The organism is Reyranella sp. (assembly GCF_036558665.1).
Classification (GTDB): Bacteria; Pseudomonadota; Alphaproteobacteria; order Reyranellales; family Reyranellaceae; genus Reyranella.
This window is the reverse complement of sequence record NZ_DATBFE010000021.1, coordinates 1-18,287: the sequence shown is the minus strand read 5'-3', so window position 1 is coordinate 18,287 and position 18,287 is coordinate 1. Positions and strand designations below refer to the sequence as shown.

The 18,287-nt window shown below is 65.1% G+C and carries 15 protein-coding genes; 13 read left to right on the top strand and 2 right to left on the bottom strand.

The window, feature by feature from the left end:
* Nucleotides 1-90: 90 nt before the first annotated feature.
* The 4 genes from VH499_RS03640 (at nt 91) to rfbB (ending at nt 4,495) form a co-directional block, all read left to right on the top strand.
* Nucleotides 91-1,278, top strand: a complete 1,188-nt coding sequence (locus tag VH499_RS03640) for an amino acid ABC transporter permease (protein ID WP_332051328.1) — start codon at nt 91-93, stop codon at nt 1,276-1,278.
* Nucleotides 1,279-1,281: 3 nt separating this feature from the next.
* Nucleotides 1,282-2,562 (top strand): amino acid ABC transporter permease, encoded by a 1,281-nt coding sequence (locus VH499_RS03635; protein ID WP_332051327.1) that lies wholly within the window; start codon nt 1,282-1,284, stop codon nt 2,560-2,562.
* A 1-nt stretch (nt 2,563) separates the two neighbouring features.
* Nucleotides 2,564-3,334, top strand: a complete 771-nt coding sequence (locus VH499_RS03630) for an amino acid ABC transporter ATP-binding protein (RefSeq protein ID WP_332051326.1) — start codon at nt 2,564-2,566, stop codon at nt 3,332-3,334.
* A 105-nt stretch (nt 3,335-3,439) separates the two neighbouring features.
* Entirely contained in the window at nt 3,440-4,495 is a 1,056-nt protein-coding gene (rfbB, locus tag VH499_RS03625; RefSeq protein ID WP_332051325.1) for a dTDP-glucose 4,6-dehydratase, read from the top strand.
* Nucleotides 4,496-4,530: 35 nt separating this feature from the next.
* Here the strand turns inward: rfbB and VH499_RS03620 are convergent, their stop codons facing one another.
* Nucleotides 4,531-5,544, bottom strand: coding sequence for a hypothetical protein (locus tag VH499_RS03620; RefSeq protein ID WP_332051324.1), 1,014 nt, complete (start codon nt 5,542-5,544; stop codon nt 4,531-4,533).
* Between the two features lie 345 nt (nt 5,545-5,889).
* On the opposite strand from VH499_RS03620, the gene VH499_RS03615 reads away from it, so the two are divergent.
* The 5 genes from VH499_RS03615 to VH499_RS03595 all read left to right on the top strand — a co-directional run bounded on the left by VH499_RS03615 (nt 5,890) and on the right by VH499_RS03595 (nt 8,073).
* Nucleotides 5,890-6,261, top strand: coding sequence for a hypothetical protein (locus VH499_RS03615; protein ID WP_332051323.1), 372 nt, complete (start codon nt 5,890-5,892; stop codon nt 6,259-6,261).
* Nucleotides 6,262-6,400: 139 nt separating this feature from the next.
* A complete protein-coding gene (locus tag VH499_RS03610) occupies nt 6,401-6,556 on the top strand; it encodes a hypothetical protein (protein WP_332051322.1) in 156 nt (51 codons plus the stop codon).
* Nucleotides 6,557-6,653: 97 nt separating this feature from the next.
* Nucleotides 6,654-7,511 carry an FkbM family methyltransferase gene (locus tag VH499_RS03605; protein WP_332051321.1) on the top strand — a complete coding sequence of 286 codons (858 nt, stop codon included), beginning with the start codon at nt 6,654-6,656 and terminating at the stop codon, nt 7,509-7,511.
* A gap of 110 nt (nt 7,512-7,621) precedes the next feature.
* Nucleotides 7,622-7,804 carry a hypothetical protein gene (locus tag VH499_RS03600; RefSeq protein WP_332051320.1) on the top strand — a complete coding sequence of 61 codons (183 nt, stop codon included), beginning with the start codon at nt 7,622-7,624 and terminating at the stop codon, nt 7,802-7,804.
* Nucleotides 7,805-7,911: 107 nt separating this feature from the next.
* On the top strand, nt 7,912-8,073 hold the full coding sequence (locus tag VH499_RS03595; RefSeq protein WP_332051319.1) for a hypothetical protein: 162 nt from the start codon (nt 7,912-7,914) through the stop codon (nt 8,071-8,073).
* Nucleotides 8,074-8,455: 382 nt separating this feature from the next.
* Here VH499_RS03595 and VH499_RS03590 read toward each other — a convergent pair whose 3' ends face one another.
* Nucleotides 8,456-9,421 carry a tripartite tricarboxylate transporter substrate-binding protein gene (locus tag VH499_RS03590; RefSeq protein WP_332051318.1) on the bottom strand — a complete coding sequence of 322 codons (966 nt, stop codon included), beginning with the start codon at nt 9,419-9,421 and terminating at the stop codon, nt 8,456-8,458.
* A gap of 122 nt (nt 9,422-9,543) precedes the next feature.
* Between VH499_RS03590 and VH499_RS03585 the strand changes: the two genes are divergently transcribed.
* The 4 genes from VH499_RS03585 (at nt 9,544) to VH499_RS03570 (ending at nt 18,092) form a co-directional block, all read left to right on the top strand.
* Nucleotides 9,544-10,518, top strand: coding sequence for a tripartite tricarboxylate transporter substrate binding protein (locus VH499_RS03585; RefSeq protein WP_332051317.1), 975 nt, complete (start codon nt 9,544-9,546; stop codon nt 10,516-10,518).
* 11 nt (nt 10,519-10,529) lie between these two features.
* The gene (locus VH499_RS03580; protein WP_332051316.1) at nt 10,530-11,798 is read left to right on the top strand and encodes an FAD-dependent oxidoreductase; all 1,269 of its coding nucleotides are present in this window, start codon (nt 10,530-10,532) and stop codon (nt 11,796-11,798) included.
* Between the two features lie 445 nt (nt 11,799-12,243).
* Nucleotides 12,244-16,350, top strand: coding sequence for a beta strand repeat-containing protein (locus VH499_RS03575; protein ID WP_332051315.1), 4,107 nt, complete (start codon nt 12,244-12,246; stop codon nt 16,348-16,350).
* 5 nt (nt 16,351-16,355) lie between these two features.
* Nucleotides 16,356-18,092 (top strand): type I secretion system permease/ATPase, encoded by a 1,737-nt coding sequence (locus VH499_RS03570; RefSeq protein ID WP_332051314.1) that lies wholly within the window; start codon nt 16,356-16,358, stop codon nt 18,090-18,092.
* Nucleotides 18,093-18,287: the final 195 nt, after the last annotated feature.

Genomic DNA, 18,287 nt, shown 5'->3' with positions numbered 1-18,287 from the left:
TTGGCGGGTTGCAACCCTGCAATTCCCTCCTACACTGCCGGCAACCAAGCGACGTGCGGACGAATCGCATCAGGCAGGGAGACTAGCGGCATGGTCGTCGAGACACTCGGCTCAACGACGCGTCCCAAAGTGGCACCCTGGAACGACCCCGTCATCCGCGGCTGGGCCTTCCAGATCGTGATCGTGGGCCTGGTCGGGTTGCTGGCCTGGTTCCTGGTCAGCAATACCATGGAAAATCTGGCGCGGCAGAAGATCGCCAGCGGCTACGACTATCTCAGCCGCGAGGCGGGCTTCGAAATCGGCGACTCGATGATCCCCTATTCGCCCGCCAACACCTATGCGCGCGCCATCCTGGTCGGCATGCTCAACACGCTGAAAGTGGCGGTCCTCGGCATCATCCTCTCGACCATCCTGGGAACGCTGATCGGTATTGGCCGCCTGTCGCCCAACTGGCTGCTGGCCAAGATCTGCGAATGGTACGTCGAGGCGTTCCGCAATGTGCCCCTGCTGCTCTGGCTGTTCCTTTTCTACAAGCTCATCAGCGAGGCCTTTCCCGGCCCCCGCCAGGCGATCAACGTGCTGGGCACGCTGTTCCTCAGCAATCGCGGCCTCTATTTCCCGGTGCCGGTCGATGACCCGATTCATCCATGGATGGGGCTGGGGCTCCTGATCGGGATCGCGGCGGCCTTTGCGGTGAAGCGCTGGGCGAGACGGCGCCAGGACGCGACCGGCGAGCCCTTCCCCACGATCTGGGCCGGCACCGCCTTGGTGATCGGCGTGCCGTTCGTCGTCTGGCTGCTGGGCGGCGCGCCGCATCAGATGAGCTGGCCCGAGCTCAAGGGTTTCAACTTCCAGGGCGGCACGGTAATCCAGCCGGAGTTTACCGCGCTGTTGTTCGGGCTGGTGGTCTACACCTCGGCCTTCGTTGCCGAGATCGTGCGCTCCGGCATCCTGGCGCTGCACAAGGGCCAGAGCGAGGCGGCGATGGCGCTCGGCCTGTCGCGCGGCCAGGCGATGCGGCTGGTCCTGCTGCCCCAGGCTCTGCGGGTGATCGTACCGCCGATGACCAGCCAGTATCTCAACATCACCAAGAACAGCTCGCTCGCCATCGCCATCGGCTATCCCGACCTGGTGGCGGCGGTGAACGTCACCATCAACCAGACCGGGCAGGCGATCGAGAACGTGCTGATCATCATGGCCGCCTACCTGACCGTGAGCCTCAGCATCTCCGCCTTCATGAACTGGTACAACAAGCGCATCGCGCTTCGGGAGCGTTGAGCCATGGCCGATGTGCTGTCCGCGAACGAGCGCCAGCAGCTTCCGCCTCCTGCCAGTGAGACTGGCGCTCTGGGCTGGCTGCGCAAGAACCTGTTTTCGAGCTGGGGCAACGGCATCACCACCGTCGTCCTGCTCGTGGCGATCTTCTGGCTGCTGACCTCGTTCCTGGACTGGGCCGTGGTGAATGCGGTCTGGACCGCGCCGACCGGCCAGAGCTGCCGTGGTCACGGCGCCTGCTGGGCCCTGATCCACGAGAAGTATCGTTTCATCTTCTTCGGCACCTTTCCCTACAACGAGCAGTGGCGGCCGCTCCTGGCGGTGATCGTCATGCTGACCATGCTGGTGACAAGCGCCGACCGGCGGATGTGGAATGCGCGGCTGGTCTGGATCTGGGCGGTCGGCAGCTTCCTCACCTTCCTGCTGATGCTTGGCCAGATCCACATCCCGCTTGCCCTCATCCTGTTCGTGGCGCTGGCGGTCGGCGGCGTCGGCATGCTGCTGCGCGGCAGCGTCGCTGCCCCGGCCGAACTCAACGGCTGGCGGACCCTGGCGGCGATCGGCGCGATCGGCATCCTTCTTCGGCTGGCGGGCGTGCTGCCTCCCTGGAGTCTCGCCATCGCGCCGTTTACCTATGTCGAGACCGGCCTGTGGGGCGGCCTGCCGGTCACGCTCATCCTCGCCACCTATGGCCTGCTGTTCGGCTTTCCCTACGGCGTGCTGCTGGCGCTCGGCCGGCGTTCGAACCTGCCGCTGATCAGGGGACTGTGCGTGGGCTTCATCGAGCTGATCCGTGGCGTGCCGCTGATCAGCCTCCTGATCATGGCCTCGGTCATGCTGCCCCTGTTCCTGCCCTCGGGCATGAGCATCGACAAGTTCCTGCGCGCCCTGGTGGCGATCATCCTGTTCTCCGGCGCCTACATCGCGGAGATCATCCGCGGCGGCCTGCAGTCGCTGCCGAAAGGCCAGTTCGAGGCCGCCGACGCGATGGGCCTCAACTACTTCCAGAAGACGATGCTGGTGATCCTGCCGCAGGCGCTGCGCGTGGTGATCCCACCCCTCATCAACACCTTCATCGGCTTCTTCAAGGACACCTCGCTGGTGCTGATCATCGGCATCTTCGACTTTCTCAACGCCGCCAACCAGGCGCTCGTGGACCCCAACTGGGCCGGCTTTCCGAGCGAGGTCTATCTGTTCGCCGCCTTCGTCTATTTCTGCTTCTGCTTCTCGATGTCGCGCTACTCCAAGTACCTCGAGATCGAACTCAACAAGGGGACGCGCCGCTAAAATGGTCACCACTGCCGCTCATGACCTCTCCCATGCCCCATCGGTGATCGAGCTCAAGGGCGTGAACAAGTGGTTTGGACAGTTCCACGTCCTCTCCAACATCAATCTCGACGTGAAGCAGGGCGAACGCATCGTGATCTGCGGACCGTCCGGCTCCGGCAAGTCGACGCTGATCCGCTGCATCAACCGGCTGGAGGAGCACCAGCGCGGCGATATCGTCGTCCACGGTGTCGCGCTCTCCAACGACGTCAAGAACATCGAGGCGATCCGGCGCGACGTCGGCATGGTGTTCCAGTCGTTCAACCTGTTCCCGCACCTCACCATTCTCGATAACCTGACGCTGGCACCGATCTGGGTGAAGAAGACGCCCAAGAGGGAGGCCGAGGAGATCGCCATGAGTCTGCTGACGCGGGTGCGCATCCCCGAGCAGGCGCACAAGTATCCGGGCCAGCTATCGGGCGGCCAGCAGCAGCGCGTGGCGATCGCCCGAGCGCTCTGTATGCGGCCCAAGATCATGCTGTTCGACGAGCCGACCTCGGCGCTCGACCCGGAGATGGTGAAGGAAGTGCTCGACGTCATGATCGAGCTTGCGAAGGAAGGCATGACGATGCTCTGCGTCACCCACGAAATGGGCTTCGCGCGGGCCGTCGCCGACCGCGTCATCTTCATGGACCGCGGCGAGATCGTCGAGCAGAACGCGCCCGAGGAATTCTTCGCCCATCCGAAGAACGAACGGACGAAGACCTTCCTGGGCCAGATCCTGCATCACTGATTTGTCATCCCGGGTGCGAAAGATCCCTCGGTATCGTCTCGGGTCAACACAGATGTTGTTGTGTCCTCGCGAGCGCAGCGAGAGATCTTTCGGTATCTTCGCGACATGAAGCTCCTCATCACCGGCGGCGCGGGGTTCATCGGCTCGGCGGTCGTACGGCATGTCATTCGCGACACCGACTGGTCGGTAGCCAACGTCGACAAGCTCACCTACGCCGGCAACCTCGAGTCTCTGGCCGAGGCCGGCACCAGCAAGCGCCATCGGCACTACAGGGTCGACATCCGCGATGGTAATGCGCTCAGGGAAATCTTTCACGCGGTCCGGCCGGACGCGGTGCTCCATCTGGCCGCCGAAAGTCATGTCGACCGCTCGATCGACGGTCCTTCGCCGTTCATCGAGACCAATGTCACGGGAACCTATGTGCTCCTCGACGCCGCCCTTGACTACTGGCGCGACCTGAGCGGCGAGGCGCGCACCCGGTTCCGCTTCCAGCACATCTCGACCGACGAGGTCTTCGGCTCGCTGGGGCCCACCGGCCGCTTTACCGAGACCACGCCCTACCAGCCCAACTCGCCCTACTCCGCCAGCAAGGCGGCCTCCGATCACCTGGTGCGCGCCTGGCACCATACATACGGCCTGCCGACACTCACGACCAACTGCTCGAACAACTACGGGCCCTATCACTTCCCCGAGAAGCTGATCCCGCTCTGCATCATCCGCGCCCTGCGTGGCGAGCGACTGCCGGTCTACGGCAAGGGCGAGAATGTCCGCGACTGGCTGCACGTCGAGGATCACGCCGAGGCGCTGACCCTGGTGCTGCAGAAGGGCCGGCCCGGCGATACCTACAATGTCGGCGGCGACAGCGAGCGGCGCAATATCGACGTGGTACGGGCGATTTCCTCGCTGCTCGACGAGATGCTGCCCAACAGCCTGCACCGCCCGCACGAAAGGCTGATCGAGTTCGTGACCGATCGTCCCGGCCACGATGCACGCTATGCGATCGATTCCGCCAAGATACGCAGTGAGCTGGGCTGGCGGCCGCGCCACAGCTTCGAGCAGGGACTGCGCGACACCGTTCGCTGGTATCTCGACAATCGCGGCTGGTGGGAACGGGTCCTGAGCGGGGCCTATCGCGGTCAGCGGCTCGGGCTCAGTGCCTGAGGGGTCGCGGCCAAAATGCTCGTCCGGCCCTCTCCTCAGCGCCGCGGCGCGCCGTGGGCCGGTGATTGAGCCCGCCTTCTTTGCAGCGAGTCGAACAGCGCCTTGCTTGGTTCGCACTCCCCCTTTTCGTCGTAGGTCACGAGATACAGGCAGATCGCGGCGCGCGTTCCGGGCCCGAACGTACCGTTGGTCGTGCCGTGATAGAAATTGAGATCGCGCAGCAGCACCTGAATCAACTTGGTCTGCTCGGTCCTGTTCTCGGGCCAAGGCTGCAGGTCGACCTTGGCACCATCGGCTGGGGGTGTCGCCTTGGACGCGTCGGGGGGCGGAGGCGCTGCCTTCGACGCGGCGTCGGCCGGAGGAGGTGGCGCCTTGGGCATGGTGTCGACCGGAGGAGCTGGCGCCTTGGGCGCGTCGGCGGCCGCCGCAGGCGTCATTGCGGCCGGAGCGGGGACCACAACCGCAGCAGCAGGCGGCGGCGCATCGGGCAAGGCATCCTCGAGCTTCTCCTTCGGCTCGCTGGCTGCGGGAGGTATGGCCGGTGGAGGCGTCTGCCCGGCCTCCTCCTTTTTGGGAGGGGTTGCCGGGATCGCCGCCGGTTCCGGAACGACCGACGGCGGCAGTGAGAGCGAGCCGGTCGCCGGGCTTTCCTCGACCGGCTTTGACGGCAAAGCATTTTCCGGCGGAGCCGCAGGCGCCGGGGGCCTTACAGAGGCCTGGGAGGCGGTCGCTGGCGCAGGCCTCGAAGCCGTTGTTGCCGTCCTCGGTCCTTCTTCCACACCCCACGGATACAACACCAATCCAACGACGGTCAGAGCACACGAAAGGGTTGCGGCAATCGTGCCGGCGACGCCGAGGGTGCCAAGGCTGCGCGTGAGCGAGATCGCCGAGAAGGCGACGGCCAGCGGCAGGAACAGCGCAGGAGCGGCGACGATGCCGAGCAGTGCGCAAACAATGCCGAGAAGGCCCGTCAGGGCGCCGGCGCCGGAGGCCGGCCTGGTGCCGGTCGGCTTCTTTTCCCGAACCCCGTCCGCCGGGGCTGGCGACACGCTCGGGTGGGATATGCCGGATGTCGAAACAACGCCCGTGGGAAAGGGAGGACCGTCCCCTTCTTCCCTGGCAGCACCCGCGTGAGTCACGTCCACCTCACCTCCGCTTGGCGAATCGCCGGCAAGAAGCCCTCGCGCGAGGCTAGCAACCTCCGGCGGTCCGGCCTGTGATCTTGCCGTCGGTCACCGTTTTTTCACGGCCGCGGCGCGCGTTCAAGCCGATCCTCCGGCTGCGGCGCGGCTCGCGGCGCCACCAATTTGGCACCGGTTTGGCATCGATTGGGCACCGCCGTTCCGTCCCGGATCAGATTATTCACGGACAGGATTATCAGCCAGGGACGACGCATGCCCCTCGAGGATTGGGACGCCTTTCAGGACTCGCACCATCGCCCGCATCTCGTGATTGTCGACTTTCCAAAGCAGTCCGATTCCAAGGCGCGCAAGCATGGCCTCGCACTTCTCGAGCGGCTGGCCAAAGAGCTGCGGCTCGGCGGTCCTTATGCGATGAGTTCGGACAGGAGGGACATCAGGGTCGTCTTCGAGAACGACATCGATGCGAAGAGGTTCGGCGACGCGCTGCAAGCCAAGGCGCGCGGCAAGGAAGCAGCATGGGCCTCGACCGCGCACTGCAGCCTGGACCGATCCGCAAAACACCGGATCGCGACCTCGCTACGAGCCGCGCACCTCAAGCTCGGCAAGCGGCCCGCCAACGACTGACACCCATGCGCCAATAGCGATGGCGCGTGACAGGCGATTGCCTTCGCGCAACCTAAGCCCAGCTTCGGCGTTTCTCAGGGCGCACCATCTCCGTGACCTGGACTTGCGGCGACGGTGAGCGCACTCGAGGAGCTTGTTCATGCGCGCCCTTGTCGTCTTCGCATTCGCCTCGCTGGCCATTGCCGCCTGCTCGATCCACAGCCAGACGGTCGAAAGGAAATCCGCGCCTGATGCCGGGCCTACGGTCGTCAGCAAGAGCACCAGCGTCGGCACCAGCTTCTGGAGCCACGAGTAGCCTTGGTTGACGCAGTGCCGATCTCACACATCGCCTCCGTGTGGCCTCGATAGGGTACTATGGCTCTTCCTTGAACGAGCCTTGCGAGGACCGAATGGTGGCTTTGAGTACATCCTTCAACGAAGCCAAGCGCGCGCTCCGTGCCCTTTGCCCCCAGCCGTTGCTGAACTGGCGCGAGGCCCGCTACTACGGCCGGTACGGGGAGGTCGAGCTCCATCTGCTCGACATCCTTTGCCGCCCCGGGTCAGACGCGATCGACGTCGGGGCCAACGACGGCAGTTACGTCCACTATCTGCGCCGTCATGTCCCGCGCGTCATCGCGTTCGAGCCGATGCCGAAGCTCGCCCAGGCATTGCACGAAAAGTTCCCCCGAGGTGTCGTCATCCAGCGCATGGCGCTCTCCGACCGTAGCGGAAAGATCGAGCTCAGAATGCCGATGGTCGATGGCGTCGCCATCGAAGGCTGCTCTACGATCTCGGACCGGGCCTCCGCTGTCTATCCGGGCTATGTCGCCATCGACGTGCCCATGGATCGCCTCGACAACGTCTACAGCGGTGACGCCGGCTTCATCAAGATCGATGTCGAAGGGCACCAGCAGGCCGTTCTCGACGGCGGCGTCGCGACGGTTCGGCGCTGCCGGCCACGCGCGCTGGTCGAGGTGATGGAGATGCTGTCACCGGGAGGAATCGCGCGCGCCCGCGCCTATTTCGACGCGCTCGATTATGCAGGCTACTTCGTTCATGACGGCTTCCTGAAGCCGATCGATCAATTCTCCATCGAGCACATGCAGAATCGATCCAACCTTCCCGGCCTCACGGCACCGCTGACGGCCCGCAAGCGATTCGGACCTTTCGTCTACAACTTCATCTTCCTGCCGCGGGAGGAGGCGGAGCCTGTCGTGGCGGCCGTCGGCGCCCGCCTGGAGAGGCTGCGCGGGGAAGACGGCTCAAGCTAGCGCCGAGACCAGGGCCTTGCCTTCATGGTCAAATCGACTGCGCAGTGCAACCCGAACGTTGCTGGCCGATTGGTGATGGCAGAAGCGGCATGCAGCCGGCAGGCTCGGCGATGGAAAGATTCCTGGCCTCCCCTTACTGCAAGATCATCGTCCTCTGCCTGGTGTTGCTGATCATGCTGGGCTTTGGCTACCACCTTGCCCACAATCTGCGGATGGCCCGGCTGCAGCGGCCGGATGCCCTCGGGCCGCCGCCACACAGCGAGACGGTCGAAGCGCCTCAAGGCCACCCGTAGGGCTCCCGACACGGAAAGGACCTCGGCAACCAACCGCGGATCGCCACGTTGGCTGGGTGGATCGTCGCAATCCGATGCGGCGAAATTCTCATTCGAGGAGGCTCATCATGAGGGCGCTTGCCTGTCTGGTCGTGGTTTCCGTGGCGATCGCGGGCTGTGGCTTCCACAGCGAAACCGTCGTGGAGAAACCTGCTCCGAGGACGGCGGTCGTGGTACCCGACACGCCGCCACCGCCGTCGACAACCGTGTACGTGCCATCGCGCTACTAGGAATTGCCACGCGTTTGCTACAGACAGCGGCCGTAGCCTTGCGGCAGAGTTGATCACGACTTGTGATGACAATGAGGTTGCAATGACCAGGACCTTGGCGCTCGCCCTCGGCCTTGTGCTCGGTATGGTCGCGGCAGCGCAGGCTCAGCAAAAGGATTTGACGCGGACTCGGCCCTCGTCCGCCGGCACCTCTGACGCGGGCGCGACTGGTCCCGGCATCCCGGGCGGCTCCTCCATATCCTCAACTCCAGGGGGGACCATGCCCATGGGCGCGGCGACGCAGAATGCCTCCCCGAGGCCCTCCTTGGGCCCTTCCTTGGGTCCCGACCTCAAGGACAGCCTGTCGTCGGGCAAGACTCGATAGACGGCGCCCGCGCCCGCCTCAGTCCGCCTTGAAGCCGGAGGCGCGGATGATCGGTCCCCATTTGGCGTAGTCCGCCTTCATGATGGCGGCCAGTTCGGCGGGGCCGAGCCCTGTCGCCTCCATTCCCAGCGGGTCCAGGCGTTGACGCAGATCCGGCTGGTGCGCCGCTGCGATCGCCGCAGCCGATAGCTTGTCGACCAGACCCCTCTCCGTTCCAGCCGGCGCGAACAAAGCGTACCAGGCCGAGCCCTCGATATCGTAGCCGCTCTCCTTGAAGGTCGGGACGTCCGGATACTGGGGCGAGCGCCGGGCACCCGAGCTTGCGAGGATGCGCGCCTTGCCCGACTGCGCGAGTGCGCCGAGGTCGCTGATCGGCAGCACTGCCGCCGGCACTTCTCCCGAGATCAGCGCCTGTAGGACGGACGCAGTGCCTTTGTAGGGAACATGTACGAGCTCGATGCCCGCCGTCTTGGCGAAGAGCAGGCCAAAGAAATGCGGCAGGCTGCCCACCGCGGCAGAGGCGAAATTGGCGTAGGCGCCGCCCTTCCTGGCGAGCGCGGCATATTCGGCCATGGTTTTCGCAGGGACCGCGGCACCGACGCCGAAGGCCAGCTGGAAGGCCGCGATATGCGCCACCGGCACGTAGTCCTTGAACGGATCGTAATCGAGCTTCGAATAGGAATGCGGATAGGCGACCATGGTGGCAAGCGGCGTCATCAGGAGCGTGTTGCCGTCGGGTGCTGCGGCCTTCACCACCATGTTGGCGATGATGCCGGCGGCACCCGGCTTGTTCTCGACCACGACGGGCCGTCCCAGGGACGTCCGCATCTTGTCGGCGATCAGCCGCGTAACAGTGTCGCTGCTGGCACCCGGCGGGAAGCCGAGCACGATGCGCAACGGAATATCATCGGCATGCACATATGCCGGACAGTGTGCTGCCATCACAGCCGCAGCCAGCACCACGCGTCGGGTCAATCGCTGCAAATCCTGCCTCCCCAGTTTCACGCGAAGCTAGCAGGCGTCGGATCGATTGAAATCACAAAAGCTGCCGATGCCGCAGACATTCCCTCGCGACTGGTGCTAGGGGTGGAGTCGCGGAGGAACTCATGATCGACAGACGTTTTTTTCTCACTGCGGCAGCGGCTACCGCCGGTACCGTGCGCTTTTCGCCCTGCGCTTTTGCCGAGCCCGCCTGGCCCAGCAAGCCACTGCGTTTCGTCGTCGGCTTCTCGGCCGGATCGACGCCCGATCTTATTGCCCGCACGATCGGCGATCCGTTGTCACAGCTCATTGGTCAGCCAGTCGTCGTGGAAAACAAGCCGGGCGCCAGCGGCAACATTGCGGCCGATATCGTCGCCAAAGCGCATGACGACCACACCGTGGGCGTGATGATCAACCTCAATCTCACCATCGCACGCATCCTCAATCCGGCCGTCACCTACGACCCGCGCCACGATCTGGCGCCGATCTGCCTCGTTGGCACCACACCCTTCCTTCTCGCCTTGAGCCCGAAATGGGCCGCGCAAAAGGCCGGCATCGATGAGCTCCGCGCGGCCGGCAGCAAGTTGAACTATGGTTCGGTCGGCATCGGCTCGATGGCGCATCTCGGAATGGAGCTGCTGACGGCCAAGCTCGGCATCAAGCCTACTCATGTGCCTTATCCTGGCAATCCGCAGGTCCTCGCCGCGCTCGCGGCCAACGAGATCGACCTCGCTTTCGTCCCCGCGGGTATCGCCATGCAACAGGTGCAGGGCGGAAAGATCGGCGCACTGGCCATTGCCTCGGCGCAGCGCAGCGATCTCGCTCCTGGAGTGCCGACGCTCGGCCAGCTGGGCGTCGAGGGCATCGAGATCGAAGGCTGGGTCGCCATGGCGGCGCCCGCCACCATGCCGGAGGAATTCAGGAGCAGGCTCGAGGCGCTCGTGCTGCAGGTGATCCGGTCGCCCGAGGTTCGCAAGCAGCTCACCCAGCAGGGCTGGGACGTGGCGGCTGCACCAGCCGACGTGCTCGCGCGTCGGCTCGAGGCCGAGACGGCCATGCTGACGAAGATCATCGAGACGCAGAATATCCACGTGAACTAGCCGGATCAGCCATGACGACCGGCAGTTATGACGTCGCGGTGGCGGGCGGCGGCAGCGCGGGTGTCGCGGCAGCGGTCGCAGCCGCGCGGACAGGCGCGCGAACGGTGCTGATCGAGAAGTCGGGTTGCCTCGGTGGCGCCTCGACGATGCGCAACGTCCTGACCTATTGCGGGCTGTATACGCTCGGCGAGACGCCACGACAGGCGGTTGCCGGCGTCGCGGAGGAGGTGCTGCAGGGATTGCGCCGTCTGGGTGCCGTGACCGGGCCGCAACGCCATCGTGGCGTCTTCGTCGTATTCGACCCCGAGGGCGTGAAGCGCGTCCTCGACGCGCTTTGCCGAGCGGCGGGCGTCGATGTGCTGCTGCATGCCTTCGTAACCGGTGCGACGAGGGAGGACGACCACATCGGCGATCTCACCTACCATGATCATGCCGGCCCGCATGTCGTCGGGGCGAAGGCGTTCGTCGATGCGAGCGGCGATGGCGACCTCGCCTGGCTGGCCGGCGCTTCGACACGCTACGGCAATGATGGGGCGGTCAACCTCGGCACGCTCGGCACGCGGTTCGGCGGCATTCCAGCGGATGTGGTCATCACCGCCGACCAGCTCGGTGCCGCCGTCCAAGCCGCGCGCATCCGCGGGCAAGGGCCGTTCAGCAAGGATAGGAGCGTCGTCACGCGGCTGCCGCTGTCGGGCGACGTCGTCTGCTACCTCGCGTCGGAGGATTACGATCCGCGCGATACGCGCAGCATGAGTATCGCCGAACGTCGCGGACGCGAGCAGGCCTGGGCCTATCTCGATGTGATCCGCGGGCTTCCGCGGTGCGAGAAAGCCTATCTCGTATCAACCGGCCCCGACTTCGGCACCCGCGAGTCGCGCCACATCGATGCATGCTACCGGCTTACCTGGCAGGACGTGGTGGCCGGCCGCGAGATGCAGGACAGCATCGCGCTCGGGGCTTGGGGTGTGGAGTGGCACGACCGCGCCACCTTCGAGAGTACCTTCGTCTATCCGCCCGACAAAAGTGCCTACGAGATTCCGCTCGGCTGTCTCAGGAGCGCCGACACGCCGAACCTGTTCGCCGCGGGGCGCACTGCCGATGGAGATCAAAAAGCGGGCGCCAGCCTGCGCGTCATGGGAACGGCGTTCGCGACCGGTCAGGCGGCTGGCGTGGCGGCCGCCCAGTTTGCCGAAGGAGGCCGTACACAAGGTAACGCCATTCGGCGCATGCTGCTGGCTCAGGGCGCGTTGATCGACAGATCGCAACTGCCTGCAGCCTGATGTCTGGCGAACAGCCGCCGCAATGTCTCGGCGGCAACAAATGGGCTTCGCCCGTTCCAGATATGCAAGAACGCATTGACATCGAGTCACTGGCCTGTGTTAATGCGTGGCCTTAAGATTGTCTCTTTACCGTCTGCGTAGACATCTTATTTCGCGTTTCTTACGGGACAGACATTGTTCATTTCAAATCGAGATCTGTAATTTTGAAACGTGCGCAGCCCGCAATGCTGGTTCAGCCGGTTATTGGGGATGACGACCGCCCTCTCTGCTGCACCACGACACCGGTCGCCCGCGTCGACCGGCTGAGACCAAGAGCCTTCGCCAACTCTCGGCAGTAGCCGCCGGGAGGACAGTGTGTCCACGCGCGAAGCTTCCCGCCATGTCAGTAGAGCCAGCCCTACGCGCTGGCGCCACGAGACGTACTCTTCTCCAGCCAGAGCGCTCCATGCCCACGACGGCCATTGCAAGCACCGACATTACCGGCACCAGCACCACATTGCTCCTGCAGGATTCGATCCCCATCGCTCCAAGCACGACGACCGGTTCGACCATCACCGCGACCAACCTTGGCTCGATGATGAGCGCGGCCATCGCGAGCGGCTCCATGGCCCATTCGGCCGGCACCAGCTACATCGTGACCTCACCAATCGTCATCCACATAGACAGCACCATTCAGGGACCGCTGGGCATCGATCTCGGCGGCGCCACGATCATCTCCCAGATCACCAACGGCGCGCCGGTGATCGAAATCGATGTCGGGCCAGGCGTCGATGTGCGCTACCTGACGCTGTCCAATTTCACGATCCAGGGCAACGGCCACGAAGGCGACGGCATCAAGATCGTGGCCGACGGCAATGATCGCTGGCTCTACAACTGGAACATCAACAACGTCACCGTGAACAATGTCGGCGGCTACGGCCTCGACGTGCAGGGCAGCGTCTCCGAGGGCCTCGTCTCGAACTCGTGGATGAACGGCAACGGTGCAGGAGGCGCTTACTTCTCACACAGTGCGAATGGCGGCATGGCAAGCGCGCTGCGCTGGTTCGGCGGCGGCTTCGAGGGCAATGGCGGCGACGGCCTCACCCTGGACAATGGCACGCGCGACATGTCGGTCGACCATGTCACCTTTGCCGACAACAACGGCGTCGGCATCGCCGCCCCATCGGGCATCACGTCGGTCACGGGCAGCGAATTCCACGACAATCAGGGCGCGGGCATCTGGTTCCAAGGCTTCGGCAATTTCAACGACGACACCTTCACCACGTCGGGCTCGCAAGCGCTGGGAATCAAGGGCTACCTTGTGGGCAACGCAACCCTGATCGGAAGTACCAGCACCTACACCGGCGCAGGTCCCGATCCGACGGCGCTGGCCAACTTCCAGGGCAGCGGCAATGTGTTCACGACCGGCGACAGCGGCGCCCTCGTGACCGGCACGAACGTCGCCGTCAGCCCGGCCGGAGACGGCGACCTGGCGCATGTCGGCTTGACCAACCAAGGTGTGGCGCTGCCCACGCTTGCGCCCGTCACTGCCGCCACGACCGGGACCAGCACGGGAACCGACTCACTCGCGACCGTGCTCAACGCGGCCATGGCGGGGAGTTACGTGGCCCACCTCACCGACACGACCTACACCGTCACGTCTCCGATCGTGATCAACGTCACCAACACGAACCAGGGCGCGTTCGGCATCGACCTGGGCGGCGCCAAGATCATCTCCGAGGTCGGTAGCGGCCAGCCGGTGATCGAGATTGTCGTCGGCGCCGGCGTGACCCTGAGTTCACTCACGCTGTCGAACTTCTCGATCAACGGCTCCTTGGGCGACGGCATCAGGATCGTGGCCGACGGAACCGACCGCGCGATCAGCATGCTGAGCATCAATAACGTGAGCGTGGAACATGTCGCCGGCATCGGGCTCGATGTCATGGGCAATGTCTCGCGTGCCCTGGTGGTCGACTCGTGGATGAACGGCAATGATCAGGGCGGCGCGCGTTTCGCCAACAGTCCGGGCGGGGGCGTGACGAGCGGACTCGAGTGGGAAGGCGGCGGCTTCCGACTGAACGGCGTGGCCGGCATGATTCTCGACAATGGCGCGCACGACATGGTCGTGAAGGGCGCTTACTTCGTCGACAACCACGGACCGGGCATCGACGCCACATCCGGCATCACGCTGGTGCAGGCAAGCGGCTTCGAGAACAACCAGGGCTCCGGCGCGATCGTCCAGGGTCCCGGCAATTTTACCGACGACACCTTCTCGACCTGGGGCCCGCAGACCACGGCGATTGGTGGTTATCTGGCGGGGGGGAAAGTCACCCTGACCGGCGTCAGCAACGAGTACTACGGTTCGGGCGCGGATCCCACTGTGCTGGCCAACATCCAGGGCAACGGGACGCTCGCCATCGCCGGCACGGGCAACGTCCTTGTCGGCTCGAACATCGCCGTCACCGGCGCTGACCCGGTCATCGGCCTGACGACGGCCTCGACCACGCCGATTGTAACGGCGGGGCTAGCGAGCGATACGGGTTATTCCTCGACGGACAAGATCACGTCCAATCCGACACTCATCGGGACAGCGGATGCCGGTGCCGTCGTGCAGTTCACCGTCGATGGCAATGCGGTTGCCGCGACGGCGACGGCCGACGCGAATGGTGCCTGGTCCTACACGCCGACCAGTCTCGCCGATGGCGCGCACACTGTCGTGGCAGGCGAAACCAACGCCGCCGGCACCGGAGCGGCGTCGATCTCCTTCACTCTCGACACGGCACCACCCTCGATGACCGAGAAGCTCGCGAGCGGCGGCACAACCAGCTCGAGCGCAGCCCTTGCCGGCAGTGGCGACGCCAATGCGACGGTGCATTTCACCATCGACGGCAACGCCATCACGGGCACCACGACTGCCGACGCCGCCGGCGCGTGGTCCTACACGCCGACCGGCCTTGCGAACGGCACGCACACGATCGTGGCGAGCGAGACCGATCTCGCCGGCAACACCGGCACCGCCTCGCTCACCTTTACCCTGAGCAGCGTCGCCACACCGGTCGTTAACGAACGACTGGCGAACGACACCGGCAGCTCCTCGATCGATCACATCACGTCCAATCCGGCTTTGACCGGCACCGCCGATCCGAATTCGCTGGTGCACTTTTCCGTCGACGGCCGATCCGTTGCGGCAACGGCAATGGCGAATGCGAACGGCGTTTGGACATACGCGCCGACCGGTCTGGCTGACGGCGTCCACACCATCGTGGCGAGCGAGACCAACGCCGCCGGCACCGGCACGGCCTCCCTCTCTTTTACGCTCGACAGCAAGGCGCCCGCGGTGACGGCGGGGCTGCGCAGCGATACGGGTGCGTCCGCCACGGACAAGGTCACCTCGAGTGCTGCCCTGACCGGAACCGGCGATACCGGTGCAGTCGTACACTTCACGGTCGACGGCAGCGCTCTCGCGGCCACAGCAACCGCCGATGCGAACGGCCTCTGGTCATATATCCCCACCGGCCTCGCCGAAGGCATGCACACGATCGTGGCCACCGAGACCGATCTCGCCGGAAACGCGGGCAGTGCCTCCCTCACCTTCACGCTCGACACGACAGCGCCGGTCGTGACAGAAAGCCTGGTGAACGGCGGCAACGCCACCAGCCTTGCCGGTACCAGCGACGGCAATGCGGCCGTGCACTTCACTGTCGACGGCAGCGTCATTGCCGATACCGCGATGGCCGATGCCAGCGGTCATTGGTCCTTCACCCCGAGCGGACTGGCGAACGGCGCACATACGGTCGTTGCCAGCGAGACCGATCTTGCCGGCAATACAGGCAGCGCTTCACTCACCTTCACGCTGCAGACGCAGCCCTCCTTTACGGGATTGATCCCGGGCAGCGGCAGCGTGCTGCTTACCGGCAATGCTGGCGAGGCAGGCGACGTCGTCGAAATCTATGATGGGTCTAGCTGGATCGGCTGGACGACGACAGACGCCAACGGCACCTGGAGCTACACGGCTTCCGCCGCGTCAAACGGCGTCCATTCGTTCGGGTTCAACGTCTATGATCAGGCCGGCAACGTCATCCATGGTACCAATAGCGCAATTCTAGGCAGCTCGAAGGCGGATCCGCTCACCGGCTCGACGGGCAACGACATCATCAGCGCCAGTGGCGGCAACGACACGATCGTCGGTCGTGCAGGCGGCGACAGGCTGACCGGCGGCGCCGGCAAGGACACCTTTGCCTACCATGCGGCCGCGGACTCGACACCCGCCGCAGCCGACACGATCACCGACTTTCAGCACGGCATCGACAAGATCGACTTCACCAACATTGCCGGAATCAACGCCACCAACGGCGTTCCCCGATTCCAGGGCAACATCACCGGGGGCGGCAACCTGACCCTGAATGCCCACAGCGTCGCCTTTGTCGAGACCGGGGGAAGCACGCATGTTCTGGTCAACACCACGAATGCCACGGAAACCGTGACCACGTCCGACACGCACGCGGCCAACATGGAGATCACACTGGTGGGCGTCCATCTCGGCCTCACCTCGACGGACTTCCATCATACGTGACGATCATGACCAAGAACCCTTCCGAATTCATGCGCCTGCTGCGGTCCAGCGGCAGCTACTTCGCGACCGCTGCAGCCTTCAGCCTCGCGGTCAATATCCTCTACCTCGCAGGCCCGCTCTACATGCTGCAGGTATACGACCGGGTTGTCTCGAGCGGCAGCGAGATCACCCTGGCGATGCTCACGCTCGCCCTGTTGGCGGCCTATCTGGCGCTGGCGGGATTGGACGCGATGCGCGCCCAGGTGCTCACGCGCGCCAGCATCCGGCTCGACCGGCGCATCGCGCCGCGCATCATGACGGCGATTATCGACCGCCCTGCCCTCGCCGGCGGCGCGCGCAGTCAGCTCTTGCGTGATTTCGACGGTATGCGGCAGTTCATGACAGGTCCCGGCATCCATGCCGTATTCGATCTTCCCTGGGCACCGATCTACATCGCCGTCACCTTCATGCTGCACTGGACGCTCGGCTTCTTTGCGCTCGGCTGCTGCATCGTGCTCGTCCTGATGGCCATACTGAACGAAATGCTGGTGCGGACGCCGCTTGGCGCGGCCAACGCCGCCTCCGCGCGCAGCTATGGCTTCACGGAAATGAGCCTGCGCAACGCGGAAGTGGTGCGCGCCATGGGCATGACCGAAGCTCTCCTTCGGCGCTGGGCCGACGACCGCAATTACATGCTGGAACGGCAGGTCGTGGCCAGCGACCGTGCGGCGACGCTGCAGAGTGCCATCCGGTTCCTGCGCCTTTCCATGCAATCGGTGATCCTGGGGCTGGGAGCCTGGCTCGTGATCGAGCGCGACGCGACGGCGGGTTCCATGTTCGCGGCCAGCCTTCTGCTTGGGCGCGCGCTGCAGCCGGTGGAGCAGGTCGTCGGCAGTTGGCGCAACTTCGTGTCCACGCGAGGAGCCCTGCGGCGACTGAACGCGCTGTTCGCCGCGAGCCCGAGCAAGACGCCGGAGCTGTCGCTGCCGCGTCCAGCCGGCCGGCTCGCTGTAGAAGGCTTGACCGCCATGATCCCGGGCTGCCCGACGCCACTCCTGCGCGGTATCTCGTTCAGCCTGGAGCCTGGTGAAGTGCTGGGCGTGATCGGGCCGTCGGGCGCCGGCAAATCGACCTTGGCGCGTCATCTGGTCGGCGTGATGGCGCCGACGGCAGGTGCGGTGCGGCTCGATGGCGCCGATGTCGCCGTATGGTCGCATGGCACGCTCGGACGGCATGTCGGCTACCTGCCGCAGGACATCGAACTCTTCCCCGGCACTGTGGCCGCCAACATCAACCGCTTCCAGCTCGGAGACGACGCCGCGACCCTGCGCGCCGCCGAGATGGCGGGCGTGCACGACCTCGTGCTGCGCCTGCGCGAGGGCTATGACACGCCGGTCGGTGAAGGAGGCGCCGTCCTTTCTGGCGGCCTTCGCCAGAGGCTCGCCCTGGCGCGCGCCGTTTACGGCGATCCGAGCCTTGTCGTTCTCGACGAGCCAAGCTCGAACCTCGACTCGGAGGGCGATACGGCGCTCGCCAATTGCATCCTCGAGCTCAAGGGGCGTGGAGCGACGGTCATTCTGGTTTCCCATCGGCCGACCACGCTCGGCGTCGTCGACAAGCTTCTCGTGCTGAAGGACGGCGCGGCCGTGATGTTCGGCTCGCGCTCCGAGATCCTGGCGCAGCTTTCACGCCATCAAGCCAATGCCGCCGGTCCCACTGTCCAGCCCGTGCACGGCAAGGCCGAAAAGGCGAGGGCCGCATGACCCTCCCGGCTCTTATCCCGGCGCCCCCGAGCGCCTCTTCCTCGGCCGCGACCGCCGGCCAAACCCTCAGTGATTCGAGCTGGCGCCCAGCCTTGGCCGGGTGGCTGATCATCGCTCTCTTCTTCGGCGGCCTCGGCATCTGGTCGGTGAAGGCGCCGCTCAACGGCGCCGTGGTCGCCAGCGGCGTGGTGAAGG

Excerpts from the sequence above, each read along its gene's own strand:
- VH499_RS03635 (WP_332051327.1), top strand. The coding sequence starts at position 1,282 with ATGGCCGATGTGCTGTCCGCGAACGAGCGCCAGCAGCTTCCGCCTCCT.
- VH499_RS03630 (WP_332051326.1), top strand. The coding sequence starts at position 2,564 with ATGGTCACCACTGCCGCTCATGACCTCTCCCATGCCCCATCGGTGATC.
- VH499_RS03610 (WP_332051322.1), top strand. The coding sequence starts at position 6,401 with ATGCGCGCCCTTGTCGTCTTCGCATTCGCCTCGCTGGCCATTGCCGCC.
- VH499_RS03580 (WP_332051316.1), top strand. The coding sequence starts at position 10,530 with ATGACGACCGGCAGTTATGACGTCGCGGTGGCGGGCGGCGGCAGCGCG.
- VH499_RS03585 (WP_332051317.1), top strand. The coding sequence starts at position 9,544 with ATGATCGACAGACGTTTTTTTCTCACTGCGGCAGCGGCTACCGCCGGT.
- VH499_RS03575 (WP_332051315.1), top strand. The coding sequence starts at position 12,244 with ATGCCCACGACGGCCATTGCAAGCACCGACATTACCGGCACCAGCACC.
- VH499_RS03570 (WP_332051314.1), top strand. The coding sequence starts at position 16,356 with ATGACCAAGAACCCTTCCGAATTCATGCGCCTGCTGCGGTCCAGCGGC.
- VH499_RS03615 (WP_332051323.1), top strand. The coding sequence starts at position 5,890 with ATGCCCCTCGAGGATTGGGACGCCTTTCAGGACTCGCACCATCGCCCG.
- VH499_RS03640 (WP_332051328.1), top strand. The coding sequence starts at position 91 with ATGGTCGTCGAGACACTCGGCTCAACGACGCGTCCCAAAGTGGCACCC.
- rfbB (WP_332051325.1), top strand. The coding sequence starts at position 3,440 with ATGAAGCTCCTCATCACCGGCGGCGCGGGGTTCATCGGCTCGGCGGTC.
- VH499_RS03595 (WP_332051319.1), top strand. The coding sequence starts at position 7,912 with ATGAGGGCGCTTGCCTGTCTGGTCGTGGTTTCCGTGGCGATCGCGGGC.
- VH499_RS03600 (WP_332051320.1), top strand. The coding sequence starts at position 7,622 with ATGGAAAGATTCCTGGCCTCCCCTTACTGCAAGATCATCGTCCTCTGC.